Source organism: Arthrobacter sp. OAP107 (assembly GCF_040546765.1).
Taxonomy (GTDB): Bacteria; Actinomycetota; Actinomycetes; order Actinomycetales; family Micrococcaceae; genus Arthrobacter.
The window spans coordinates 2,566,517-2,589,736 of sequence record NZ_JBEPOK010000001.1 but is presented as its reverse complement, the minus strand read 5'-3'; the positions used below and the strand labels follow the sequence as shown (position 1 = coordinate 2,589,736).

The following is a 23,220-nucleotide window of genomic DNA, read 5'->3' as shown; positions in this document are numbered from 1 at the left end:
CAACGGCCTCTCCGAGGTGCTGAAAAGTACGTGCGCGAAGTGAACGTGGATGCTCTGACCGGCCAGCCCGCAGACGACGTAGGCCGCCCACACCGGGCAGCTGCAAGCCTCGCCGAAAGGATCCTCCTGACGGCATGACCACCGGAACCTCCAGTGCAACATCGCCGGCGTGGGCGGCAGCATCTTCAACTTCGCCACTGCCACCAAAGCCGCCGACATTACCGGGCGCATCGCCGCGCCCGCGCCGGGCCCGGCCCAACGAATCGCCACGCGGGAGCCGATCGTGCCCTTTAGTTATTCCGGGCAGCGTCACCATGCTGAAGAGCGGCATCATCGCAGAGTGGTGTCCGTTTGAAGGACGTGCCGGCGCTTGCCATCAGGGGTGTCGCACACATTGGGAAACAGGGCACACTGGTGTCCGTATCACCGACTAGGAAAGGAAAGACGCCATGGCCTCGCGAAAGAAGCCCCGAAAGCCTGGCTTCGCTCTGCCGGCTGAGTTGGTCCGCCAGCGGGTCCAGTTCGCCTCTTCCGGGGCTGCCGGCACCCATCAGGACCAGAAGGCCCGCAAGCAGCGTACAGGGCAAACAAACCGGATCGGGTCCCGCTCCGTCCGGCTCCGCGCCGTCCTCCGGCACGAGGGCTGACGAGCCGTATCCCTGTGAAGGTCAGTCCGGCCGTCCACAAGCGACTTACTGCTGTCTTGCCTCTCGACCGAGAGACCGATAGGAGCCTGCAAGTGGGACTGCCAGGATGGCGAGGAGCCCCGCAATGTGTCAACGCGGTCTCTACGGAAAAACCTTTTCATTTGGGGGGAGTGGAGGTGTGCCCGCACTTAAGTTACTGGCTCTAACTTCTATAGCGACTTTAGGAACCCGCCTTTCCCGATCCCAGTTGTCGCGAACGTTGATCGGAGCCTGAGAGGGGGACCTCCGGCTTGCACGGAGGCTGGGAATAGCAAGTAGAGTGATTCAAGAATTGGGGTAGCTTTATGGCTGATTTGACCTGCGATCCTGGGACGCTCGGATCGTGACCGCTGCGGACCGTCGTCCTGGCGACTCACTTCCGGGGCAGCCCACGTCAGCCTCGACCGACACGATGGAACGCATCCTCAGTACTGCCTACGGCCTGTTCTCGAGGCGCGGCATTCGGGATGTCGGCGTGAACGAACTGATCGAGTCGTCCAGGGTGGCCAAGTCGACGTTCTACCGGCATTTTCCCTCCAAGGATGACCTGGTTCTGGCAGTTCTGGCCCGACGGGATCAGGTTTGGTTTGGGGATGTCGTGGCGGAGGCGAAGCGCCGCAGCGCCACACCGGAAGAGGAGTTGCTGGTCATCTTCGAGGTTGTCGCTGAGTGGCTCAGTGGTGGCGGCTACAAATCCAACATGCTTATCAGGGTCCTCATGGAGATGGGTCCGGAACATCCCTTGGGCCGCGCGAGCGTCGAATACCTGGCTAGGATCCGTGGACATGTCCAAGCCTTGGCCGAAGACGCCGGGCTGGAGCGCTGGGACATGTTTGCCCGTGCGTGGCACCTCCTGCTGAAGGGTTCCATCATCTCCGCCATGGAAGGTGATCAGGAGGCCGCCGGGCTCGCCAAGCAGATGGCCATATCCCTCGTAGAGCGCCACCGACGCTCTGTGCCCTGACTCGACACAGGCGGCAGGTGCCGGAGCACACTCAAAAGACACCTCCGTTTGCGCGTTCGGGTAGCGGCAACGGGCCAGATTCAGGTAGGGGCTACTCGGGCCAGCGGCCCGTTTCCGGGGGAAACTTGGTGCAGGCCGGCGGCGACGAGTGCCTTGAGACCGGGCACCTCCCCCCAAGTTGCCGCCGGCCCCCACACTGGAGCCATCCCTTTGGGCAATATGGGCTTCAGATGAAGGGGTACACCGGGAAGAAATCGGGGAACTGCAGCTCGCGCTTGCTGGCAGACGGCGGCTCCTCCGGCCCGGCAGCCGGGGTCCGGTCACGCTGGGGCAATCCGAAGAGCTGAACGGACGAGTGTTCTTCGATAAGGCTTCCGGTGATGACCGCTGGCTGGATCTGCATTGCTGTTCCCCTTTGCCCTGCCCGGACTCATCCCGGGTTCCTGACCGAGTAACCCTCTTGCAAGGCACACTCTTCTCCTGATGGCTCAAGGGCTCATCGGGGAATGGTCAATACTGGATCAAGAAATCCGTTCCAAGAGTCACAGCCTGTGCATGGCTGACCGGTAGCCCGATTGTGATGAGGTGTGATGCGGGCACCCACAATACGGCCATCATCCCAGATGGCGGGGCCATGGAAATGGTGCGACTTGGACTTGGGCAGTGAATTACAGGCTCGACCGGAACGCGGATGAGCTTGCTCATGTCGTCTGCTGCCGCGACCTGGAGGCGGAAAGCCAAGGACACCCCCGACCCCAGCCGGTCGCAGATCCTCTCGCGCCGGCCTGCGGAGCGTTGGCCTCAGCGTCTCGGCTGCCATCAATGCGTCCCTGTCCTGGCCATTACCTGGAGGAGATTGTCCGCCGGGTCCGGATGCAAGGGGGAATGCGTTGCGGGCCCGGCGATCTGAAGCGGCGGTTCGCGAGCACATCGCCGCCCGCGAACTCAATGACGACGGGGAGCCTGACACGGAGCAGACATGATGCACCTCCCTGGTCACATGTACGCCGCCGACCGCCCCTGTCCACGGCGTACCGCCCGGGCTGGGCAGCAAAAGATGAGTGAGAAGGTCCGGAACGAGGCCCGCTGACCGCCGCGCTCACGAACCTGGAAGATCCCCGGTTCGCTGGAAGATCCCCGGTTCAGGGGCACATTGACCATAAGCACGGACAGCAATCAGTTCTATCGACTTGGGCCAGGTGCTGCAGATGCTCTCCATCGAACGCACAGATCCAGATGCTGGCTGCCAGGCTGTTCTCGGCTACATCAGGGCCAGTGTCCCGCGGGCCGCTGCCAGACGAGGCTCGACGTGGCATGTCAGAACGACTGGATCGGCCAGCCCGGACGCCATAGGGCTATTGTTCCTTGGCCTCTGCAGTGTATGCAGCCACTCCCGACGTCGGTACGTGTGACCCATCGGGGTGAATAGTCAACCATATAGTGCACCAAGTGAGGGGTGACTTTCCCGCACTCGTCGCAGTGGCGGGCTTCGATGTTCGTTCGGCTCTCCATGTGGGCGATCTTAGGAGGCGGGTGCAAGTCATGTAGGCGCATGGTTAGCTGCCTCCGGGATCGGGAAGAACGTCGGCCTCCCAGGGGCCGACGCTTCGATTGGTGGCACGATGGAGCATGGATATTATCGAGTTCCTGCAAGACCGGATCAGTGAAGACGAAACTGTCGCCCAGGCAGCTTCCCCTGCGCCTTGGGAATGGTTCAGGAAAGACGGAACGCGGAGTCCGGCGCTCTACGCCGCGGACGAACAAACGGTCCTCGACGCCTACGCTGACGACGTCCCCGGCTACCTCTCTTCCAAGGACGAAGACAGGATATATATCGCGCAGTTCAATCCGGGTCGCATCCTCGCGGAGTGCGCGGCGAAGCGACAGATACTGGCAAACGTACCTCTCGTCGTCACCGACATGGCCAGCGAGGTTGGCGGGACCAGTGAGTACGTCCTCATGTGTATGGCGTCGCCATACAGGGACCACCCCGACTACCAGGAAGGCTGGGCAATCGAGTTGTGAGGGTTCGGGAACATGACGAGGAAATTTCGGTGGCGGGTCGTGGTTACAAATGGCCACGATCGCACCGAAGTCTGGTTCGGAATCGCAGCCAGCAAGACGGAAGCTGAAACCAAGGCTTTGTCCGGTCATCCAGGATGGTCCGTCCAGGAATCCGGCAGTGTTGTCACCCCCTACGGTTAGCGTTGGAGGCTCCGGCCAAGGGTAGAAATCATTCTGCTAACCGACGTGCAGAAGAACACGTGAGCTCAGCCCTATTGCCCCCCGCCTGGGCACATGGCTGTGCTGCTGGTATCGCTTTCCCCTGCCCGTCGAGGCTAAAAGGGGAGGGCTGCGGTGGCGACTCCGATGAGAGTCGCATGCTCCCCGTCCTGCGGTTCGAGTTCCAGCTGGACAGTGCGGCGTTGGTGGACGGTGGCGGTGACCCTGAACTCCGCCCGCCGGCCCGGACAGTGTCGCCCACCTGCAGATGCTGCAGTTGCGGTTGGGTGTCTTGCTGATTCTCGGCGAACATGGTGTGCAGTCGTGGTCGTGATGCCGGGCACCGTGCAAGTGGCCGCCACGGTTTCGGTGCCGGCGAAAACGGCGCCCCGGCCACTTGCGTGGCCGGGGGCCGCCGGGCGGGATGTTCCGTGCGCTGCTGCTGCATGTGCGCTATCAAGGCGCGGTGGCGCGTGTAGTAATACCAACCGCCCAAATAGGCAGCGTTAGCGTGTAACGGCCATCCCGTCCCGGTCTGTTAGGCGCCGATCTGGTGCTGGCCGCCCTTGGTCTCGATTTCGATCTTGCGCGGAGCTGCCTGGCCTGCCATCGGGATGCGGAGCGTCAGGACGCCCGCGTCATAGTTGGCTTTGACCTTCTCCGTCTCCAGGGCGTCACCAAGGATCAGCTGCCGGCTGAAGACGCCACGGGGCCGCTCGGCCGCAAGCAGCTCAGTGCCTTCACTCACGGGTGCCTTCCGTTCAGCGCGAACGGTCAGCACATTCCGTTCCACGCCCAGATCGATCGAATCGACCTCCACACCTGGCAGATCGAATGCGACGACATATTCATCACCTTCCCGCCAGGCGTCCATCGGCATTGCTGCCGGACGGGCCACCGTGCCCAGAACCTGCTCGGCAAGACGGTCCAGCTGGCGGAACGGATCTAGCATCAACATGACATACCTCCTTGGCCAACGATGACCGGATCTATATCCGCTGACATAGATTTATATAGCACCCGTCACCTGGTGTGACAAGAGGTTTCCCCTGCCCGGAATCGGATTTTCCCGGGAAAATTTGAGGCTGCGCCGAAGGTGACGCGGTCCCCTCTTTCAGGCCGCTGTAGGCAACGGCGCGTCTCTTCGTCGGTCACTTCATGCCCCTCCTGACGCACCCCGCAGTCCCGCCTAAAGAGATCAGCAGGCACAGGCAAGTCCTATGCGTGGCCGAATCGTTCACTGGGCGAAGTGTGAAAGGCGATCCTGGCCGAAGCCCTGTTCCTCGCTCTGCCAGAACCCCGCCCTGGGGTTGTCCTAACAGCGCTTAGCGCTCCTCCCATTTCTCTGAGCCCAGCCATTCAATCGCTTCCTGAGAAATTTCGGGGGGAACCGCATGGCCGCCCCGGAACTCCCGGTAGGTGACGTTGTAGCCCTCCCTGCTGAGGAGGGGCACCAGCCGGCGGCTGGTCCGGTCAATTGGCAGGACGTTGTCCCGGTCTCCGTGGGAAACGAAAATGCGGGGTTTGCCGGTCCGAGGCGCGGGAGGGACAAACCCGGGGGAGAAGGCAATGATCCTGGAAAAGAGTCCGCCGTTTGCCAGGCCCAGCCCCAACGCGTAGGAAGCTCCATCGGAGAACCCGCCGATGGCGATACGGTTCTGGTCAACGAAGACCATTTGAAAGATCCGTTCAAGCGCCCGGTCAATCGCCTTGACGTCGGTGCCGAAAACGCCGCGGACACCGTCCCAGGTTGACGTCCTCGACGACGGTGCGGCAAGGACAAGTCTGTGTTTTTCGGCATAGCCGGACAGCAGCCCCAGGCCTCCTGCCGCCTCACCTCCCGCTCCGTGAAGCAAGAGGACCAGCGGAGCCGGCTGTCCTCGGCGCAACGCTGCAGGCACGTAGAGCAGGGTGTCCCGTTCCGGTTCAACAGCGAGGGCATACTGTCCCGGAGCGGGTGCTGGGCCGGGTTCCTTGCCTGGCACCGCGGTCAAGGAAGCGAGATTCCATGTGGCTTGCAACGGACGATCCATGGTTTCTTCGGACAGCGGAGAGGGCAGCCGCCGTTGGTGCAGCTACCCTCCCCAGAAGGCTGGCAGGGCGACAGGCCTCTAATAGGGCGACAGGCCTCTAATAGAAGGAGATGAGCTCGACGAGTTCGCCGACACGGTCCTCCGGGTAGTTCCGGGCAATGTCTGCCTGGCTGATGATGCCAATCAGGTCGTGGCCGTCGATGACGGGCAGCCGGCGGACCTGGTGCTCTCCCATGGTCCTGATTGCTTCCTCGATGGAGTCATCGGCCCCGATGGTGACCGGCTTGCCCTGACCGAAATCCCCCGCCTTGGCCGTACGTGGGTCGCCGCCTTCGGCGAAGCACTTGATGACGATGTCGCGGTCGGTGATCATGCCTTTGAGCCGGTTGTCCTCCCCGCAGATCGGCAGGGCGCCGACGTCCAGCTCTTTCATCTTTCGGGCCGCCGCTTCCAGAGTTTCGTTTTCACCGACGCATTCAACGCCGCCGGTCATGATTTCACGTGCTGTCGTCATGGCGATCTCCTCAAACTGAGTGGCTGGTTCTGGACCGCGCCCCTGCCGCCGTCCTCCGTTGGCTCGGGCACGCCTTAACGCTAGGAATGCTGAGCGTTGCTGTCCAGAGCCCGAAAAGTCCCCACCCGGGGCAGACTACCGGCACGCGGTATCGCCGTCCGCAAGACTGTCACTGCCCGGGAGGACGATGGTCCTATGACGGCTCCAACGGTTGAGGCGGCGATCCACGAACGAATGGATCTCGCTTGGAATCTTGTCTACGACCTTCTTCAAGAGCGGGGCCTGCTGGGTGACGGGCTGGACGTCGAGGAATACACCGGGATCCACTCCTGGGTGGACGGGCCGACTCGGTACACGGTGGTCCATTCAAGACAGGTGGCGGTCCTGTTCTTGGACACCCGGCCGGTGGACGCCATCCCGTTTCATCACGATCTCCTCGACGCCGACGACCCGAAGACCTTCTTCAGTCTGTAGGTCGACGTGCCTCACTGGGAGCGTCCTGCGATATGTTGGCGCATAAGATGCAGGGGTGGCCGGTCAGTTCCCGGGCCATTCTCCGGTCCAACGTTCGAAGAGCCGCGCTCCGCCGCGGTCGATGACCGTCTTTATCACAGCGTAAATAGCGCCCTGTATGGCGGCGGCGATGAGGATCTCTTTCAGCGCATAGTCGGTGGACAGCGGGTTGGGTGCCTCGCCCCGGTCGCCTGGGGCGGCGTGCTTCCATACCTGTTTGAAGATTTGGCCAGCGATGATGCCGCCGAGCATTCCTGAAGCCAGCCCGATCGGCCGATACAGTTTCGCTGGCTTGCTGGTGGGTTTCTTGACCATGACATCCCTCGGGTACAACAGGGGCTGGCCGCTCGAACGCGGCGCCGGGTGGCTACCCAAATTACTCCAAACACCGCCACGGCATAACCCGTTCTGTGGTCGTGGTCCATTCCAGCGAAATTCGACATCATTCTTCACCGTTCCGGGGTGAAGCCGGAATCTCGTTTTAGTCCGTCGTTCACGTCCCCGTTGCTGCCCCCTGGTAGTGTCCGGTCATGGACGAACTGCCGATAACTCCGACCGCGACCGTCGAATCCCTTGCCGGCCGCAAGGGAGTCGACGAGAACTTCCTGGGCCAGCCCGTCCCGCTGCCTGCTCTGGCCGGAACGGAGACAATCCTGCTTCCCTACACGCACTTCTCGGTGCTGATGCGCTCTGACAAGCGCCTGGCGGCAGTCACGGGCGTGGGAATCGACGGGGAGACGCTGACGGACCTGGACCGGGCAGGAATCCCCTGGAAGCTGGATCCGAGGATCCCGGCGGACCAGCAGACGGGGTAGCGGGTTTACGCCCGGAACGACATCGACCGCGGCCATCTCGTGTGCAGGTCCTCGGCCGTGTGGGGTGACACCATCGCCGAATCCCAGCTCGTCAACGAGGACACCTTCCACTACACGAACGCGGCCCCGCAGGCGGCCAAGTCCAACCAGGGCATCGAACTGTGGCTGGGCATCGAGGACTACCTCCAGGAACACGCCGCCCAATACCGCAGCGGATCGTGGTCTTCACCGGCCCGATCTTCAGCGCCCTTGATCCGGTCTACTGGGGCGTGGACATTCCGCTGCGCTTCTTCAAGGTCGCCGCCTTCATCCACCAGGGGCAGCTGGCGGCCACCGGCTACGTTGTGGACCAGACCCCGCAGCTGGCCGAGCTGCCGGACGTGCCGCGGCCCGGGGTCACCGAGGACGTCCCGCCGCTGGGACCGTTCCGGACTTTCCGGGCACCCATCCGGGACATCGCCGAGCTGACCGGCCTGAACCTGGACCAACTGGTTACCGTCGACAGGATGCCCATCGCCGCTACCATCGGCGCAGCGCCCGTTGGCTCCACCTGACGGAAGCTGACCGCGCCGGAAGACCTCGACCTGGACTTCGAGTTGGAGGACTAGGGCCGCCAAAACCGGTACATGTTCGGGCTCTCAGCAGGGTCGCCGGACCATTTGTGCCAGACTGCGGCCACAACCTCCGAGGTGACGGATTCACCCCGGGCTGTCAGGCGGACATAGCCAGTCACCATATCCGTCTGCTGGCTAATGTTCTTGTATGGTGCTAGTTCCCGATCAGGAGAATGCCATGAACAGCAATACAACACCCCGCAGGTCGCCACTCATCGCCGTAGTTGGGGCAAGCGGCAACCAGGGCGGCTCCGTCGTTCAGGCGCTACTGGAAGGGGACGTGCGGGTGCGAGCCCTGGTCCGTGACCCGGGCAAGCCTGCAGCACAAGCGCTGGCCGCCCGCGGCGTCGAACTCACTGTCGGCGATCTGACCGACCCGGCATCTCTCGACGCCTTCTTAGACGGGGTGGAGGCCGCATTCGCGATGACCACGCCGTTCACGGAAGGCACCGAACGGGAGACCGCCACGGGCATCGCGATCGCCGACGCCGCGGCCCGCGCTGGCGTACGGCACCTCGTTTACAGCTCCGTCGGCGGCGCCGAACGGGAGTCGGGCATCCCGCACTTCGAGAGCAAGCGCCGCGTCGAGGAGCACATCGAATCGCTCGGCATCCACCACACGTTCCTTCGCCCGGTCTTCTTCATGGACAATTTCAGCCGCTACTCGACGAGCGTTGAGGAGGGCCAGATTGTGGTTCGAATGGCCATGCCCGGCGACATTCCGCTGCAGATGATCGCCGTGCGCGACCTCGGGAAAGCGGCTGCGGCAATACTGCTGGGCGGAAGCGCCGTCGAGGGTGCCAGCGTGGAGATTGCCGGTGATTCGCTCACGGGCTCGCAGATCGCCCGGGCCATGGGGGAGTATGCCGGTCTTCCCGCAAAGTACGAGGCGGTGCCATTGGAGGCGATCGCCTCGCTCGGGGACCAGGCCGCGATGTTCCGCTGGTTTTCCGAGACCCCCGCCTACCGGGCCGACTTCGCTGCAACCCGCTCCCTTGTGCCCGACGTTCTCGATTTCGCCGGGTGGCTTGCCGCCTCGGGCTGGACGCCTCCCGCCTGACAAATTTGGCGGAGGTGTCTCCCGGCCGGTTCCACAGGTTTGACCAAGCTTTTCCGCGGGAAGGTTCCGCCGCACCATGACCGCTGTGGACATTGACGGGTAACCCTGTGAGGGGCCAACAACCGTGTCAGCCCTAAACGGAGCGAGGTGTTGCAGTCAGCTGCTGAGTCAATGAGCCTTGGCCCCCTCGATAACCAGGGCCGCGGAGATCGTGGACCTCCGCAGCGCCAGCGTCATTCACTTGTTCTGGCAGCCGGACCGCACAGTTGACGCCACAGACGCGCTTGCAGCCGTAGCAAGCCGTGAACAGAATGTCGCCCGCGGGCGAGTACCCGCTACTGATCGACGTTTCCAGGACGGAGGTCGTGCGCCATGATGCCTGGTCAAGCTTCGCCGAGCCCTGGCCCGCCTCCCGCGTCGCGCTGCTGGGCTTGAAGCCGGCCGACAAGGTTGTGGCCACGATCTTCCTCCGTGCCGGCACGCTGTTGCACCCTACACGTTTTTTTACATCCAGGACTCAGGCCGTGAGCTGGCTGTCCACAGGACCAGACGAGCGGGCGGCGGGTTAGGGACCCTGATGCCTAACTGGTACCGCGGCTGGCAGCTCTACTCTTTCGCAGAAGGACGACGAAGAAGACTGAAACGATTGCTCCGAAAATTCCTGCATGCAGGCACGACCAATGGATCACCGGGAGTTTGGTGATCACGAAGACAAGGTTCGAGAGCGAAGAAATCGTGGCGATCGCCGCCACTGAAATGAAGACTCTGTCTTCTGTGTCATCCTCTACCCTCCAAAATGTTCCGGCCTACTTGCATCAACAACCACACCACACGTGGTGACACGAATGGCAGCCGGCCGCGAGCTGAGGGAAGTCTTCTAGGTAGTCTGCTGGCGGTCGGGGAATTCCCGGAGTGTCGCGGCCACGGCGCGGACAGAGACGGGATCCTGGGCCCATGGGATTCCGCTGCGGGGGCAGGCGTGGAAGCTCATCACCTTGGAGCCCTGGGCGGCTTCAGTCAGTTCGGCCCAGGCCTCCTGCAGGTCCTCAGTCTGCGCTGGCGGGGCTTTCGCCTCGCCGGTGCCGGCGAGTTCGGTTGCGAGTCTGCGTGGCCCTTTGGTTTTACGGTGAAAAAGATGTTTGAGGCGCACGCCTGTCTCCTTTCTGATAGTGCCTTGGCGGATTTGACTCGTCTAGGGTGCCGGGACCATCCAGAAGCCGGCGACGGCTGCGGTGCCCGGCTCGGTGGTCATGGGCACCAGATGGGCGAAGACCTGACCGACCTCGAGGTTCACGGTCATGCTACTGGCTGTTCCGCACTTGAGGGCGGGTTCGTGGCTTGATCCTCCTCTGCGGTCGGGCTGCGTGATGAGGAGGGCTGCATCCGAGACGCCGACGCATGCAGAGGTCACCTTGTAGCGTCCCTTTGGGATGCCGGGCAGCGAGGTGCGGTGGCCGTCGCCGACAAGTCCACCAGATCCGCCAAGAACGAGGTCGGAAGGTCTGGGGCCGAGGAGCCGGTCCAGCTGCGTCTGGTTGCTTGCCTGTTCCTGGGCAAGGGCGGGGTTGGCCGTGGGCGGTGGAGGTGGGGCCGGCCGGGATGTTGAGGCTGGCGGGGCGGTCGCAGGTCCCGCCTCGTCGTCCGTATATGCGCAGGCGCTCAAGGGCCCTGCCGAGCTGGAAGGACCAGCAACAGTGCCATGCCGCTGACTTGTTTCCCCCCAAGGAACCCCATGCCCGCAGCCTATCCGTACCCGCGTGCGCCTGCTACCCGCCGAACCGCGCATTGGGGGCTGAACCCGGCTGTTTGTGCCGGCCAAACCCACTTCACCGCCCACACAAAGGGTTTTGGATCCCTAGCGTGACAGTCCGCCGTCCTGCCATCGTTGTGCATGACACGCGCAACGCGGCCAGCGAGGAGTGACTATGTGGAGCGCCGTAAAGGAGGCCGTACCGTCAGCATCATGGGCGGAACTGACAGAGAACGGCTGGGGAGCCTTGATGGGATGGGCCACCGGCGCAGAGAACCTCCGCCGCCACGCGACCTCGGACGCCGGCAGGACGGTGACCGGGTACATCGAGAGAGCGGGGGAGCGGGAACCCTTTGTGGAATCTCTTTCAGCCGCTGACCGGGAAATGATCGATGACGACATCGATACCTATCTCCGGGACGCCGGCCTTCCGCCGCGGCCCAGAGGCTACGTTTGGATGATCCGCGTGCCGGACGGGTATCCATCGCCCCAGGCGTTCCTGGCAGACATTGACGCCGCCATCAACCGGGCTGCCGACGGTGCTGTCGACCCTAAACAGCTCCGACCCATATTTGCTCAAGTGCTCCGTGGCTACTACTCTAAGGGCAACTAAGCAACCGAGAGCAGAGATCTGGCATTTACAGTCCGAGCCACCGCTTCTGCGGGCCGCCAAGCATGCGAAGAGCCCCGCAGAGAGGGCTGGCTGTGCGGGGCTCCTCTATGCGCGCACCTGGCGCTTCGACTTTCAGGTGCACCGCCACTGAAGATGCTGGTGGCGCTCGGCGCCGCATCTTCAGGAACCGGCAGCATTCGCAGCTGCCCGGCAGCCGGCCCCGGTAGACGTGAAGGCGACCGTGCTGCCGGATACAAGGTTCTCGCGCCGACCTTGCGGACAGCCGATTAAACCTATGGGGCTTGAGGTGGGAAGCATATACTGGCACCGATACGTGCACACGTATCACATCAGCACCACAACGGGGGGAACATCGCGATGAAAAAGCTTGCCGCCACACTTCTAATGACCGGCATTCTCGCTGCAGCAGGATTTGCCGCCCCGGCTAACGCCGCACCCAAGGATCAGGACAGCACCACGTCCTCCGCCTCGACAAACCACGCAACCATCGGCTGGTGGCCGAACTAAGTTCGGCCGCATTTAGCGCCAGCCAAAAAGCCGCCCTCACCTCTCTCGGCTTGGGGCGGCTTTTTGACGCCGCGACAACGCTCGATGATTGCTGATGGTCAGGTTTTGCGGGACACGCAACGGATCCACACTCTTTCGTCGTGCCCACACACCCCGATAAGAATCGCTCAACGCGCTGCTAGCCGGTACACCGATACGTGACTGCGGGCTTCCGTGGAGAATTCGCTTCCGTCCCAGTCTGCCCATCTGGATTCGAGCTTAAATCCGGCCAGCCGAGCCATGAGATCCAGCTCGCTGGGCCAGATGTATCGGTGCGGTGTTCGTGCGATCCGGGCATCGCGTCCATCCGATAGTTCCGGGCCGAAGCGCACGTGGTGGGAGATGACGTGCTGGTGGAGCACGTCGTAGGTATCGACCAGGAGGTACCCGGGCTCACTCACCTCGACGGTTCCGCCATGTCCGGGTGGCAGCGAATGCAGTTGGGGCACCCAGAGTTCAACGACGAAGCACCCGCCAGGTGCAAGGTGGCGGGCAACATTTTGGAAGCAGCGGATTTGTTCTTCCTGGGTAAGGAGGTTGGAGATGGTGTTGAACACAAGGAATGCAAGGGAGAAATTGTCGCCCGCCCACAGAAGAATCCGGCCAGCCAACGTCCGTCAGGAGCAACGGCCCCGTCGGCAGCATCGGAACCCCGGACGACATCGCACGCGTTCCTTTTCTGCGCGAGCGACCTCTCCACCATCATGACCGGAAGCACCCTCCTCGCCGACGCCGGGCAGACTATCTGAGCGCAACCCGACAAGACCTCCCCGTTTTTGCCGCACTCGCCGCCTGTTGGAAACCGCGATACCGGGGCCATTGAGGTTCGAACGGACTGCCGTAGCGCAGTCGACAGCGGAACGATATGAGTTCCAGCAGAGGTCCCGGCCTCCACCGCGCTACTCCTCCGGTGGATTATGGTGGAGGACATCCTGATTCTCCACCATTCTGCGTTCTTCACGCGGCAGACGCATGGAGTCGACCCTCCTCGACCGTTCCTGCACCTGGCTGCCCTCGGAAGCGCGCTCCCACCGGGCTAAAGAGTCTCCGCTGGACGTGTCTGTCAGACAGAGGCAGGCTCAGGCGGGTTCTGGCCGGTTGCGTGTTCCCGCGGCGAGGTGTCGAGGATCATGAGGGCAAGTTCTTTGGCTAGTCGGACCGCGTCCGGATGCTTATCGAGCTGGGAGTTGGCGACTGCTCCGTCGTAGAGCAGGCGTAGGCGGTCCGCGACATCATGGGGGTCGGTAAACCCGGCCTCCGTGGTGAGTGCGAGGAACATGGTGGCCAGCCAGCCACGGAAGGTCCGCAGCGCTTCGGCTTCCACACTTCCCGGGAGCGCTTCGGCGTTCGCGTTCGCGAACGCGCACCCGTTGTAACCCGGCGTGAGAACCGCTTCCTGTAGCGAATCAAAGACGGCCAGCAGTTTCTCGACAGGATCGTCCAGGCCTTCCTGGTGCCGGGCGATCCGGTCACGTCGCCGCTGGTCCCAAACCGCGAGGTAGGCACCTATGAGCGCGTCCTTGCCGGAGAAGTTGTAGAAGAGTGAACGTTTGGCGACCCCGGCCTCGCCGATGACCCGGTCGATCCCCACGGTGTGCACACCCTCGGCATAGAAGAGGCGGTCGGCAGCATCCAGAAGGCGCTGCCGGGCGGGGGACCGGGGGGAGGAGGTCATACCCCAAAACGATATCAGACAGATTTGTCTAAAAATATCTTGACTTGTTGAGACAGGTCTGTCTAACTGGTTTCTGTTAGACCGTTCTGTCTAAAGGAGCCTTTCTTGTCCCGTACCGTCTCACCCGCCACGGCCTTCGCCGGCATCGCGGCAGTCTTCGCAGCGTTCTTCTTCGCCGCGGGCGCGCCCACGCCCTTGCTCTCGCTCCGCCAGCAGGAGTGGGGCTTCCCGGCCGGAACCCTCACCGTTGCCTTTTCCGTCTATGCCTTGGGCCTGTTGGTGGCTCTCCTGGTCGCAGGGTCACTCCCAGACCACATAGGCCGGCGCCCGGTCATGCTCGCCGCCCTCTACGGCGAACTCGTATCAATGCTCGCGTTCCTGGCGGCGCCGGACATCACCTGGGTCATCGTCGCCCGCACCATCCAGGGCCTCGCCACCGGTCTGGCGACCAGTGCGTTCAGCCCGGCCATCGCCGAGCATGCACCCGACCACCTGAAAAAGCTCGCCGGGGGGCTGGCCGGAGCCTCCGTGGCAGGCGGCCTGGGGATCGGCGCCCTGCTGACCGGGGCGGCAGTCCAATTCACCCCGGACGCGAACACCCTCATCTTCGGCATCCTGACAGCGGTCATGGTCCTGGGCATCGTTTTTGTGAGCTTCACTGCCGAGACGGCTGTGCAACGACCCGGGGCGCTACGCTCGCTCACTCCGCGCCTTGGCCTCCCGGCCCACATCCGGGCTGAATTTCTCGCGGGCCTCCCCATGCAGATCGCAGGGTGGATGTTCCCGGCCCTCTTCCTCGGGCTCTCACCGGCCGTGCTCCGGCTCCACTTTGGCCTGGACGGTGGCCTGGTTGCGGGCTTCACAGCCTTCCTGGGCCCGTTCGCCGCCGCAGTTGCGGGCTTCGTCTTCGCCCGGCACCCCGCACGGCGCAGCACCCTCATCGGGGCAAGCCTCATCCTCACGGGAATGATCCTGGTCCTTCTCGGTGTCACCGAAACCTGGCTGCCGGCAGTCTGGATTGGAGCGGTACTTGGCGGAATCGGCTTCGGCGGCACCTTCGGCGGACAGCTCCGACTGATCGCCCCGCACGTGCAGGCCCACCAGCGCGCCGGTGTCTTCTCCGGCATCTACACCGCCGCCTACCTGTCCTTCGGCGTCCCCGTCATCATCGCCGGCCAACTCGCGCCCCGGTGGGGACTCATCCCCACCCTGCAGTCCTACGCCGCCACCGTCATCATCCAGGCAGTCCTCCTACGGCGCGATGCGGCGGCACAGCCTGCCCCAACACGATCGGCTCCTCGACCCGCGGCCGTCCCGGGGCGGCTCTTGAGTGATCGCCAGCAGAGCTGACGTAAAAATAACTACCACCGCAGTGTCCTGGCCCCCCCGACTCCCGCTATGGAACCGCCGATAATGGTGATTCCGTCAATTGGGTGGAAGGGCAGTGACGGGGAATGCCGTTTTGCCATTGCGAGGTTAGCCGTAGTTTCGGGGGGACCCCGAAACTACGGCTCTTTCGTCTTGGAGTTGTTCAGGCTTGGCGCCACGAAACTTTGAGCTTCCCTGACAGTGCCTTCGGCCCAATGCTTGAAGCCGGAACGCCGGGTGTTCACGCCCAGAGGCGCGGAACGTGTCGGCAGACCAGCGCATAGAGGTGCAGGGATTCGTTCCTCGGAAGCCTGCCAGTGTTTGCCTGCACAGGCTTCCCAAGAAGCTCATAAGCATTCGGTATGCGTGTCACTTGCCACCGTCGGGCGTCGGCAACACTCCTTGACTGGTCTCCGCCTAGCCCTGCTGGACCCGATTGAGAAAGTGCCCGATGCGGTTTTTGAGGCCCTCGATCTGGCGGAGGACGACGGCTGCCGGGTCCGGGTTGATCTCATTGGCGGGAGGCTCCTTTCGCACGTTTCCGCAGCACAGGAAGTCTGCGCAGATCAACGTGCCGACGGTGTTCCCGTCGCGGCCGGACTGGCCGGCGCGTTTGGCCACCCAAAGGAGCACATCCTCCTTAGAGAACACATCTCGGCACAACTCACAGAGCACCGAGCGGTTCTTCTTGGCCCCACCCTCGGGTGCGCGGAGCATAATCCCGGTCACGCCTTTTGGTCCGGGCACTACCAAATACCCCCTAAGCGGCATCTTCTCGTCGCGCCAGCCCAGAAAGTCCAGGCTGTCCCATGGCTGGGAACCGAGGTTTTTGGGCAGGGTGAGCCTTGCGGCCTCCGAGCGGGTTGCGTTGATAAAGGATGAACGGATCTGTTGCGGCGTGATTGCCTGCATGACTGACTCTTTCGACGATGTGGCTTCCCCTTCCGGGGGCGGTCATGGAGCGTCAGCATCCGGGCGCGCGAAAAGGGATCACAATCTGCGTTTTTTGTCAGTTGGTGACCTGAAGAACTAGGGTCGGTTCCGCGTCGAGGGGAAGCTGGGCGCAGCAGCGGGCACAGTGCAGGCCGTAACGGCCACCTCGCTCACTATGGCCGCAGCGGCCATAAAGGTCCCCTGCGCACTCATTGCCCTCGTTCCCCCGCCCTTCTTCACCAGATGATCCCGGTTCCCATATCGTGCCAAACCATGACTAGATCTGTCTAAAGCACTGTTGCCACCTTCCTTGAAACGTAGCGCCAGTTGCGAGCAGCAGGACGCAGAAACGAGGACCGATGCAGGGTTCTCCGTTGAATGAGAGCTCTTGAAACACCGATAATGGCCTTTCGTCAAGCTGCCTCAAAGGCAGGGGAGAGGTCGCTGGCGGCGTCGAAGTATGGCCGGTAGGGGCTGGAAGAATGGTCGCTTGGGCAACTTTGTGCCGGACGCGGGGCTGGGCAGGATTCGATGCTGGAGGTTCGCGTGATGCTGGTCGGCAGCGTCCTTGAGATATGGCGTCTGCTCGGGATTCGAAGCCACATGGCACTTGATCAGGTACACGAAGTGCTGCAGCTAGTCTTTGGCTGGGAGGACGCACATCTGCACAGGTTCACGCCGGATGATCCGTTTGCGCCGCTGCGGCCGGTCGACGGCGAGACTCCGGAGGTCCAGCAATGGCTTCCCAGACGGGATTGTGAAGAACCGGAGACAGGCCTGAGGAGGATTGCTTGCTCGAAGGGTTGCTCGCGCTGGGTACCGGAACCCCGTACTATTGTCAACGGCCATTAGGAATTGCCCGTAGGCGGCCAGCATTTCTGCCCGCTGGTGGCCAGTAGAACTGCCCAGTGGTGGCCTGCTGGTTTGCCCGCTTTTGGGGTGGGGTTTGTGCTGGCCACCGGTTTGGGGGTTAGTTCAGTGGCATGACGCCCTTTCCGGCCAGGGCCTGGGTAAGGCGGATGGAATCGCCGGTTGTTTGGCAGACGTGGGCGTGGTGCAGGAGCCGGTCGACGGTCGCGGTGGCGAGGGTCTTGGGCATGAGCTCGTCAAAGCCTGCGGGGTGGAGATTCGAGGAGACCGCGACGGCCCGTTTTTCATAGGCTGCGTCGACGACCCGGTAGAGGCCTTCGGCGGCGTCGGTGGCCACGGCGAGGAGGCCGATGTCATCCACGACGACCAAATCTGCGCGGAGGATCCTGGCCACGGCCCGGGTGACGGTGTCGTCGGCCCGGTGTGAGCGGATGAGGGCGCCGAGGTCCTCGAGGGTGAACCACGCGACCCGCATCCCTTCTTCGACGGCCTGCTGGCCGAGGGCTTCGAGGAAGAAGGTCTTCCCGGTTCCGGAGGGCCCGCAGACGACGAGATTTTCTTTCCGGTGGATCCATTCCAGGGTGCGCAGGGCCTGCTGGGTCGGTGCCGGAATGGATGACGCGGCTTCGTCCCAGAGGGCGAAGGTCTTGCCGGTCGGGAACCCTGCGGCCTTACGCCGGGTGGCGAGCATCGACCGTGCCCGGCCCTTGGTTTCTTCGGCGAGCAGGGCTTTGATGACCTCGGCCGGTTCCCAGCGCTGGGCGCGGGCGGTGGCCAGGACGTCCGGGGCGATGGCGCGGGCGTGGGGCATTTTCAGTTGCCGCATGAGTGCTTCGAGGTCGGCGGGCAGGGCCGGGGCGGTGGTGTTCGCGGTCGTGATGCTCATCGGGTGCCCTCCCCGGCGCCGGTGGTGCCGAGGCCGGCCCAGCCGGCGGTGCCCTGGGTGAGGGACTTGTCCTCTGCGGCGGTGCGCAGCCCGGTGCGGGTTCCGCCGGCGTTCAGCAGGGACGCGAGGTCTCCGTGCGCGAAGCGGTGGTGGATCGCGGCGACGCCGAGGGCCTTATCGACCTCGTCGGTCCCGGCGATCTTCGCCAGCGCGACGGCCTCAGCCATCTTCACGTTGATCCGTTGCGCTCCGGCCGCGGCGGCCTCGAGCAGCCAGGTGCGCGCGCCGGCGCCGATGCCAAGGAATTCGGCTTCTGCCTTGGAGCGGGGCACGGGTTTGTAGTCGCCGGGCACCTTCTGTTGGTGGTCTGGGAAGTGGGCGTCCAGGATCGCGGGGGACCCCGGCCGGGCAAGTGCGTGGCGGGCGACTTCGACCGGCCCGCCGGTGCCGACGTGCACGATCACGACCTGCGCGTCCGGGCCGGTCCCGTGGAACCGGGCGAACACTTCGGCCCCGAGCAGATGGGCAGGCACGGAGTATTGGGCGTTTTCGAACGAGACCATGGGCGTGTTTTCCGGCACCCGGCGCCCAACCCCGTAGGCGAGGGTGTGGGCTGTGTCCGGGACGCGGTGCAGGGAGGAGGCTTCCTCGGCGAGCATGTCGACCGGGCGGCGGCGGGTGGTCCGGTGCTCGCGCATGTTGACCTGGTCCATGAACGCAGTGCAGGCTGCCTCGAGCTCAGTGAACGAGGCGTAGGCGTTTCGCAGGTTGGTGTCTTTGGGCACCAGGTCTGCCTTGGCGATCTTCACGGACGATTCGACGCCGCCTTTGGATGCCGGGTCCGCCGGTTGGCAGGTGAGCACCTCGACGGAGTAGTGCTTGGCGAACGCCAGGGTCTGCTGGTTCCTGACCGGCACGCCGGCCACATGCATGGTGGTGACGGTCTTCTCGTTGTCGGTCAGCACATACGTCGGCGCGCCGCCGAGCAGCCGGAATGACCGGTCCAGGGCGGTGAAAACGCTCGGCGCCGTCCGGTCACGCAGCGGGATCACGATGCGGAACCTGGACCAGGCCAGCCAGGCGACGAACAGGACAGTCTTGACTCCATCGATGACCGGTCCGTCGCCGAAATCGTACTGAAGCCAGGCGCCCGGCTCGGTGATCCAGGGACGGTGGACCCGCTTGTTCCCGCGCCGGTAAGCCTCTTTGACCTGGGAGACGGCGCGGCGGGTCGAGCGGTCCGAACCCTGGTAGCCCATGGCGGCGAGCTTGGCATGGACGACATCGGCGCGGATCCGTCCCTTGGACTTTTCGACCCATTCCTCGATCTTCGGCAGCCACGCATCGGTCACCCTGGGCCGGTCGGACACGGCCCCCGGTGCACGCCCGGCATCACGGGCCTGGACCAGTCGGTCGACAGTGTGGTGGGAACAACCTGACAGCTCGGCTGCACCGCGCAGCGACCTGGTCAGATCATAAGCAGCAAGAATTTTCACGGTTTCTAGGGCATCCTTCATTCAGGGCCTCTTCCTGTCAGCGGATTCGATTCGACACCGAAATCCAAACGGGAAGAGGCCCCCGCCGTCTCACGACACGGCGGGATAAGCGAACAATGCGGGCAAACCAAACGGCCATAACTGGGCAGAACTCATGGCCATATATGGGCAGCCCCGGTGGCCATCAGCGGGCAATTCCATGGCCATCTACGGGCAGTTTTTCATGGCCGCTAACATACTATGGAGGATTTGCCGGCTACGCCACATCCGGGCCACGCCGAACACACCGCACGGATAGCCGGCATGACAGGCTCCGCTGGGCCTTTTGACCCTGCCTTCCCGAACATCCCGGCCATGAACCCGATGCTGGCCGAGCAGTTCTCACTTCCAGAGTCTGGGGAGAAAACGCCCTGGGCTGGAGGCAGGAAACATCCCCTTGTGAAGGCAGTCTCCGGCCAGTTTTCAACTGGCATGCGGTATTCGTGGGACGGGGGTTGCCCGTCTCTGTCGGTCGGGAGGAGAGGAGCGGTGAAATGTTGATTCCGTGCGGGGCCGAGTGAACGGTTGACGGATAGCCACCTGAGAGCCGGCAGTTTCCGCGTCGGTGATCGTTGACTTGAGGGTGTGTTTCTAAGCGGAATCCCTCCGGGCAGGATCAGACGCGGTCTTGCTCCTCGTCGAAGCGGTCGCGTGCCGCCTCGATGTGCGGCATGTTCTGCTCCGCCCACTCCAGCAGCACGTCAACCGGGCGGCGGAGCGTCTTGCCGAGCGGGGTAATCCGGTATGTGACGGCGACCGGACGCGTCGAGGTCACCTCGCGTTCGATGATGCCGTTGCGTTCCAGCCGACGGAGCGTCCCGGTAAGCGATTTCTGCGTGACCTCCGGGATGGCGCGGCGAAGCTCGTTGAAGCGGGAAGGCCGTTCGCACAGCTCGTTCAGGACGCTGAGCGACCACTTGTCGAGCACCTGGTCGAGGAGGTCTTGGTGCGCGGTCGTGATGCGGGGCTCGGTGGGGGTATCCATGGTGAAACCTGGTCTCGTTGAAGTGCCCTCCGGCGTCTAAGTACCTTGATGATACCTAGGTATAGGTACCTTGACGATACACATAGGACGAGAAGAGGAGTTTCGAGATGACGGTCCAGCACTTTACCCCTGAGGGCATGCTTCAGCCGGTCCCGTACCATCACGTCACCGTCGGCACGGGTACACGGCACGTGCACGTCAGCGGGCAGGTCGCGCGCAAGGCCGACGGTGCTCCCGTCGCGCCGGGCGATCTGGCGGGGCAGGTCGCGGAGGCCCTGCGGAACACAGCCACAGGGCTGTCGGGTGCCGGCGCGACGTTCGCGGACGTGCTGCGGTTAACGTTCTACGTCACGCAGTGGCGGCCCGAGCGGATCGGTGACTTCATGGCCGGCGTGAAAGCCGTCGCCGACGAGATCGGCCTCGAGGTCCCGATGCCGCCCACCTCACTCATCGGCGTCGAGGCCTTGTTCGAGGAGGACGTGCTCGTGGAGGTCGAGGCCACCGCGCTCGTGGACTGAGGACGGACAGTCATCGGGCTCAGTTGGGCGGCCGGCGAAGGGGAGCATTGGAATCGTCCCTGTCAGTGCTCCGTCGGGAGTTCGGGTCAGGCATCACGGAGATCACCGCTGACCTCGGACGGGTCGTGATGGAGCCGAAGCTGGCCGACGTCGTCGCCATCCGCATTTCGCCCCGTCCCCCCGCGGACGACTTCCACACGACCGTCCTGCCACCCTTTGTTGAGCCGGCAGTGACCCGGACGGTGAATGTCCGCGGCGGTCACGACCTGCGGGGACGGCCCCTGTCCCGGTTGGACCTGGAGGCGTTCCTGGCCGATCTCCCCGGCATCCTTGCCAGCGACGTGCGCTGCGCTGCATCGCCAAGGCAATCCCGTCCCGCTGGCGTTCCCTGATCAGGGCACGTTCGATCTCGGCGAAGGCCCCTCATCACCGAGAGCATGAGATTGGACATGGGGGAGTCCTCGGGGTTGTGACCAAATCGATCAGAGCTCACCTACAACGAGGACGTCTAGGGGCTGTTGGGCCTCATGCCGCCCTGCTTTGAGGATTTCCATCTGTTTCTTTCGCGCAGGTGACAGGGGGGCAGCCCGGGCGGCAAGATGACCTGCCGGAACGCTGCGGGTTGGACTAGCGCGTCGGGTTGATTTCGTTGATTGTCAGATCGCGGAAAGTGGCAGTTCCTTCGTGCACGTAGAGGCGGATACCGTTGTCCCCCTCAAGAGGGAATACCCGGTGTGAGTGCACAAACCGTCCGTCTCCTACGAACATTTCGACGCTTGTGCGGTCCACGAGGATGCGGAGCGTGAGGCGCCCTGCCAAGGGGTCGATCGGAGTTTGGGTTTCACCGCCGGTTGGGTTGATGGTGGGTCGCCGGTTGAGGTACGCGAAGGGGCCTCGCAGGAACGCACCGGCGGCGACGTGCCTGCCTCCGCCGGCTGCCCGGCATATCTCGAGACCAATGTTGGCGGGCGGAGTGGCCGGGTTCCATTGCAGCTCGCAGGTCAGGTCATACGCGGGTGAGCGGACGTCGAGGTCACGGGTGCCCATTACGGCTAGGTCACCAAGGCGATGGGTGCGCTTGACATGGTTTGCCAGGGCGGACGTGGGGGTGGAGGCGAGGTGGTAGCTCCCGCTTCCCTGCTTCAGGCGGACGTCGCGCACGATCATGTCATCGCCGTTGTACGCGTCGGTCGCCAGGGTCGGTGTGTTGTGGGGGTAGTCCCAGAAGTTCGCCCATCCGAGAGCTCTGCGCAGGGTCTCATCCTCTGCGCCGGAGGGATCGTGATGGGGATAGGTCACTGCCCCGTAGAAGTCACAGCCGTAGTCCAGCCATTCCGGTTCGGCATGGTCAGGAGTAAAGGCGGTGCCGTTGAAGGTCCCTGTCCAATACGCATAGGTTGCCGGCAGTCCCCGGCCCTTGCCGTTGGCGCTGGTGCCAAGGATCCAGTGGGAAGTGCCGTCGTCGGCGGTCATGCGGAAAAGGTCGGGGCACTCAAGCAACCCAAGATCCGTGCGGACGAATTCGCCGACGCGCTGCCAGGAGTGCAGGTTGGGAGATGTGTAGAAGCCAAGCTTCTGCCCCTCGGCGTTCACCATGAACCACCGCCCCCGGTCGGCGTCCCAGATCACCTTTGGATCGCGAAAATCCTGCACACCTGGGTTCGGCAGTACCGGGGCTGTGTCACCAGGGTGGAATGAGCGCCCACGGTCCGTCGAGTACCAGAGGTATTGGGCCTGGCGGCCTTGGGGCGCTTGCGTTACGAGGGCTATAACAGCATTCTGGCCGTATCCGGCGGTGTTTCGTTCGTCGATGACAAGGCATCCTGACCAGCAGTCGCCGTTGCCGTTGCTGAACTTTGGGATGGCGACGCCGCGGTCGCGGAAGGAGACGTGGTCGGTGGTGGTCGCACGGCGCCACGATGTGCCTCCACCGCCCTGCAGGTAATCGCCCTTGTAGAGGTAGTAGTAGTGGTACTCGCCGTCGATGTAGATGGGCCGCTGAGGGTCGTTCTTCCAGTTGTCGGGGACGCTGAAGTGATAGGTCGGGCGCATACGGGTTGGTCCTTTTGAGAGCGGGTTGGCCGGCGCGGTGTCGGGA

Annotated in this window: 29 protein-coding genes and 2 pseudogenes; 17 read left to right on the top strand and 14 right to left on the bottom strand. The window is 63.6% G+C overall.

The genetic code is table 11. The features are described 5' to 3' along the window. The first annotated feature begins 169 nt into the window (after nt 1-169). The 3 genes from ABIE00_RS12125 (at nt 170) to ABIE00_RS12115 (ending at nt 1,650) form a co-directional block, all read left to right on the top strand. Nucleotides 170-355: a hypothetical protein gene (locus ABIE00_RS12125; protein WP_354260523.1), complete on the top strand. Its 186-nt coding sequence runs from the start codon at nt 170-172 to the stop codon at nt 353-355. 94 nt (nt 356-449) lie between these two features. After that, a complete protein-coding gene (locus tag ABIE00_RS12120; RefSeq protein WP_354260521.1) occupies nt 450-647 on the top strand; it encodes a hypothetical protein in 198 nt (65 codons plus the stop codon). A 451-nt stretch (nt 648-1,098) separates the two neighbouring features. Next, nucleotides 1,099-1,650, top strand: coding sequence for a TetR/AcrR family transcriptional regulator (locus ABIE00_RS12115; RefSeq protein WP_354260520.1), 552 nt, complete (start codon nt 1,099-1,101; stop codon nt 1,648-1,650). 226 nt (nt 1,651-1,876) lie between these two features. Here the strand turns inward: ABIE00_RS12115 and ABIE00_RS12110 are convergent, their stop codons facing one another. Next, nucleotides 1,877-2,053, bottom strand: a complete 177-nt coding sequence (locus ABIE00_RS12110) for a hypothetical protein (RefSeq protein WP_354260518.1) — start codon at nt 2,051-2,053, stop codon at nt 1,877-1,879. Nucleotides 2,054-3,279: 1,226 nt separating this feature from the next. Between ABIE00_RS12110 and ABIE00_RS12105 the strand changes: the two genes are divergently transcribed. After that, the gene (locus ABIE00_RS12105; RefSeq protein ID WP_354260516.1) at nt 3,280-3,675 is read left to right on the top strand and encodes a DUF6221 family protein; all 396 of its coding nucleotides are present in this window, start codon (nt 3,280-3,282) and stop codon (nt 3,673-3,675) included. A 736-nt stretch (nt 3,676-4,411) separates the two neighbouring features. On the opposite strand, the gene ABIE00_RS12100 is transcribed toward ABIE00_RS12105, so the two are convergent. The 3 genes from ABIE00_RS12100 to ABIE00_RS12090 all read right to left on the bottom strand — a co-directional run bounded on the left by ABIE00_RS12100 (nt 4,412) and on the right by ABIE00_RS12090 (nt 6,420). Next, entirely contained in the window at nt 4,412-4,831 is a 420-nt protein-coding gene (locus tag ABIE00_RS12100) for an Hsp20/alpha crystallin family protein (protein ID WP_354260514.1), read from the bottom strand. A 367-nt stretch (nt 4,832-5,198) separates the two neighbouring features. Continuing rightward, nucleotides 5,199-5,858 (bottom strand): alpha/beta hydrolase, encoded by a 660-nt coding sequence (locus tag ABIE00_RS12095; RefSeq protein ID WP_354263347.1) that lies wholly within the window; start codon nt 5,856-5,858, stop codon nt 5,199-5,201. Between the two features lie 145 nt (nt 5,859-6,003). Further along, nucleotides 6,004-6,420, bottom strand: coding sequence for a CBS domain-containing protein (locus ABIE00_RS12090; RefSeq protein ID WP_306922528.1), 417 nt, complete (start codon nt 6,418-6,420; stop codon nt 6,004-6,006). Nucleotides 6,421-6,615: 195 nt separating this feature from the next. Here ABIE00_RS12090 and ABIE00_RS12085 point away from each other — a divergent pair, with 195 nt between their 5' ends. Further along, nucleotides 6,616-6,894, top strand: a complete 279-nt coding sequence (locus tag ABIE00_RS12085; RefSeq protein ID WP_354260512.1) for a hypothetical protein — start codon at nt 6,616-6,618, stop codon at nt 6,892-6,894. 63 nt (nt 6,895-6,957) lie between these two features. Here the strand turns inward: ABIE00_RS12085 and ABIE00_RS12080 are convergent, their stop codons facing one another. Then, nucleotides 6,958-7,248: a DUF4235 domain-containing protein gene (locus ABIE00_RS12080; protein ID WP_354260510.1), complete on the bottom strand. Its 291-nt coding sequence runs from the start codon at nt 7,246-7,248 to the stop codon at nt 6,958-6,960. Between the two features lie 215 nt (nt 7,249-7,463). Here ABIE00_RS12080 and ABIE00_RS12075 point away from each other — a divergent pair, with 215 nt between their 5' ends. From ABIE00_RS12075 to ABIE00_RS25955, 5 genes and pseudogenes are all read left to right on the top strand, one after another. Beyond that, nucleotides 7,464-7,748, top strand: a complete 285-nt coding sequence (locus tag ABIE00_RS12075; RefSeq protein WP_354260508.1) for a hypothetical protein — start codon at nt 7,464-7,466, stop codon at nt 7,746-7,748. Nucleotides 7,749-7,787: 39 nt separating this feature from the next. Beyond that, nucleotides 7,788-7,898: pseudogene (locus ABIE00_RS12070) on the top strand (DNA/RNA non-specific endonuclease); the annotation flags it as partial. Between the two features lie 68 nt (nt 7,899-7,966). Continuing rightward, nucleotides 7,967-8,302 (top strand): DNA/RNA non-specific endonuclease, encoded by a 336-nt coding sequence (locus tag ABIE00_RS12065; protein WP_354260506.1) that lies wholly within the window; start codon nt 7,967-7,969, stop codon nt 8,300-8,302. Between the two features lie 238 nt (nt 8,303-8,540). After that, nucleotides 8,541-9,422 carry an NmrA/HSCARG family protein gene (locus ABIE00_RS12060; RefSeq protein WP_354260504.1) on the top strand — a complete coding sequence of 294 codons (882 nt, stop codon included), beginning with the start codon at nt 8,541-8,543 and terminating at the stop codon, nt 9,420-9,422. A 311-nt stretch (nt 9,423-9,733) separates the two neighbouring features. Further along, the gene (locus tag ABIE00_RS25955; protein WP_502914284.1) at nt 9,734-9,991 is read left to right on the top strand and encodes a DUF7793 family protein; all 258 of its coding nucleotides are present in this window, start codon (nt 9,734-9,736) and stop codon (nt 9,989-9,991) included. A gap of 308 nt (nt 9,992-10,299) precedes the next feature. Here the strand turns inward: ABIE00_RS25955 and ABIE00_RS12055 are convergent, their stop codons facing one another. Both ABIE00_RS12055 and ABIE00_RS12050 read right to left on the bottom strand, forming a co-directional pair. Next, nucleotides 10,300-10,572: a hypothetical protein gene (locus ABIE00_RS12055; RefSeq protein ID WP_354260502.1), complete on the bottom strand. Its 273-nt coding sequence runs from the start codon at nt 10,570-10,572 to the stop codon at nt 10,300-10,302. Between the two features lie 42 nt (nt 10,573-10,614). Further along, a complete protein-coding gene (locus ABIE00_RS12050) occupies nt 10,615-11,085 on the bottom strand; it encodes a hypothetical protein (protein WP_354260500.1) in 471 nt (156 codons plus the stop codon). Between the two features lie 262 nt (nt 11,086-11,347). Here ABIE00_RS12050 and ABIE00_RS12045 point away from each other — a divergent pair, with 262 nt between their 5' ends. From ABIE00_RS12045 to ABIE00_RS12035, 3 genes are all read left to right on the top strand, one after another. Then, nucleotides 11,348-11,785 (top strand): DUF5956 family protein, encoded by a 438-nt coding sequence (locus ABIE00_RS12045; protein WP_354260498.1) that lies wholly within the window; start codon nt 11,348-11,350, stop codon nt 11,783-11,785. Nucleotides 11,786-12,163: 378 nt separating this feature from the next. Continuing rightward, nucleotides 12,164-12,313, top strand: a complete 150-nt coding sequence (locus ABIE00_RS12040) for a hypothetical protein (protein ID WP_354260496.1) — start codon at nt 12,164-12,166, stop codon at nt 12,311-12,313. Between the two features lie 386 nt (nt 12,314-12,699). Next, the gene (locus ABIE00_RS12035) at nt 12,700-13,101 is read left to right on the top strand and encodes a hypothetical protein (RefSeq protein ID WP_354260495.1); all 402 of its coding nucleotides are present in this window, start codon (nt 12,700-12,702) and stop codon (nt 13,099-13,101) included. Nucleotides 13,102-13,415: 314 nt separating this feature from the next. Here ABIE00_RS12035 and ABIE00_RS12030 read toward each other — a convergent pair whose 3' ends face one another. Continuing rightward, nucleotides 13,416-14,027 (bottom strand): TetR/AcrR family transcriptional regulator, encoded by a 612-nt coding sequence (locus ABIE00_RS12030; protein ID WP_354260493.1) that lies wholly within the window; start codon nt 14,025-14,027, stop codon nt 13,416-13,418. A gap of 105 nt (nt 14,028-14,132) precedes the next feature. Between ABIE00_RS12030 and ABIE00_RS12025 the strand changes: the two genes are divergently transcribed. After that, on the top strand, nt 14,133-15,377 hold the full coding sequence (locus ABIE00_RS12025) for an MFS transporter (RefSeq protein ID WP_354260491.1): 1,245 nt from the start codon (nt 14,133-14,135) through the stop codon (nt 15,375-15,377). Nucleotides 15,378-15,812: 435 nt separating this feature from the next. Here the strand turns inward: ABIE00_RS12025 and ABIE00_RS12020 are convergent, their stop codons facing one another. Continuing rightward, nucleotides 15,813-16,307 (bottom strand): FBP domain-containing protein, encoded by a 495-nt coding sequence (locus ABIE00_RS12020; protein ID WP_354260489.1) that lies wholly within the window; start codon nt 16,305-16,307, stop codon nt 15,813-15,815. Between the two features lie 552 nt (nt 16,308-16,859). Here ABIE00_RS12020 and ABIE00_RS12015 point away from each other — a divergent pair. Further along, the gene (locus tag ABIE00_RS12015) at nt 16,860-17,180 is read left to right on the top strand and encodes an IS1096 element passenger TnpR family protein (protein ID WP_354260487.1); all 321 of its coding nucleotides are present in this window, start codon (nt 16,860-16,862) and stop codon (nt 17,178-17,180) included. 118 nt (nt 17,181-17,298) lie between these two features. Here the strand turns inward: ABIE00_RS12015 and istB are convergent, their stop codons facing one another. The 3 genes from istB to ABIE00_RS12000 all read right to left on the bottom strand — a co-directional run bounded on the left by istB (nt 17,299) and on the right by ABIE00_RS12000 (nt 20,604). Continuing rightward, nucleotides 17,299-18,084 carry an IS21-like element helper ATPase IstB gene (istB, locus tag ABIE00_RS12010; protein ID WP_354255748.1) on the bottom strand — a complete coding sequence of 262 codons (786 nt, stop codon included), beginning with the start codon at nt 18,082-18,084 and terminating at the stop codon, nt 17,299-17,301. Continuing rightward, entirely contained in the window at nt 18,081-19,601 is a 1,521-nt protein-coding gene (istA, locus tag ABIE00_RS12005; protein WP_354255751.1) for an IS21 family transposase, read from the bottom strand. Before istA ends, istB begins: the two co-directional genes overlap by 4 nt. Nucleotides 19,602-20,235: 634 nt before the next feature. Next, nucleotides 20,236-20,604 (bottom strand): winged helix-turn-helix transcriptional regulator, encoded by a 369-nt coding sequence (locus ABIE00_RS12000; RefSeq protein ID WP_354260485.1) that lies wholly within the window; start codon nt 20,602-20,604, stop codon nt 20,236-20,238. A gap of 107 nt (nt 20,605-20,711) precedes the next feature. Here ABIE00_RS12000 and ABIE00_RS11995 point away from each other — a divergent pair, with 107 nt between their 5' ends. Further along, complete coding sequence (locus ABIE00_RS11995) at nt 20,712-21,122, top strand: RidA family protein (protein ID WP_354260483.1); 411 nt, start codon at nt 20,712-20,714, stop codon at nt 21,120-21,122. A 47-nt stretch (nt 21,123-21,169) separates the two neighbouring features. Continuing rightward, the gene (locus tag ABIE00_RS11990) at nt 21,170-21,514 is read left to right on the top strand and encodes a hypothetical protein (RefSeq protein WP_354263523.1); all 345 of its coding nucleotides are present in this window, start codon (nt 21,170-21,172) and stop codon (nt 21,512-21,514) included. Here ABIE00_RS11990 and ABIE00_RS11985 read toward each other — a convergent pair. Next, nucleotides 21,465-21,585: pseudogene (locus tag ABIE00_RS11985) on the bottom strand (recombinase family protein); the annotation flags it as partial. The gene ABIE00_RS11990 and the pseudogene ABIE00_RS11985 sit on opposite strands and share 50 nt — an antisense overlap. A gap of 164 nt (nt 21,586-21,749) precedes the next feature. After that, nucleotides 21,750-23,174, bottom strand: coding sequence for a glycoside hydrolase family 32 protein (locus ABIE00_RS11980; RefSeq protein WP_354260481.1), 1,425 nt, complete (start codon nt 23,172-23,174; stop codon nt 21,750-21,752). Between the last annotated feature and the right edge of the window lie 46 nt (nt 23,175-23,220).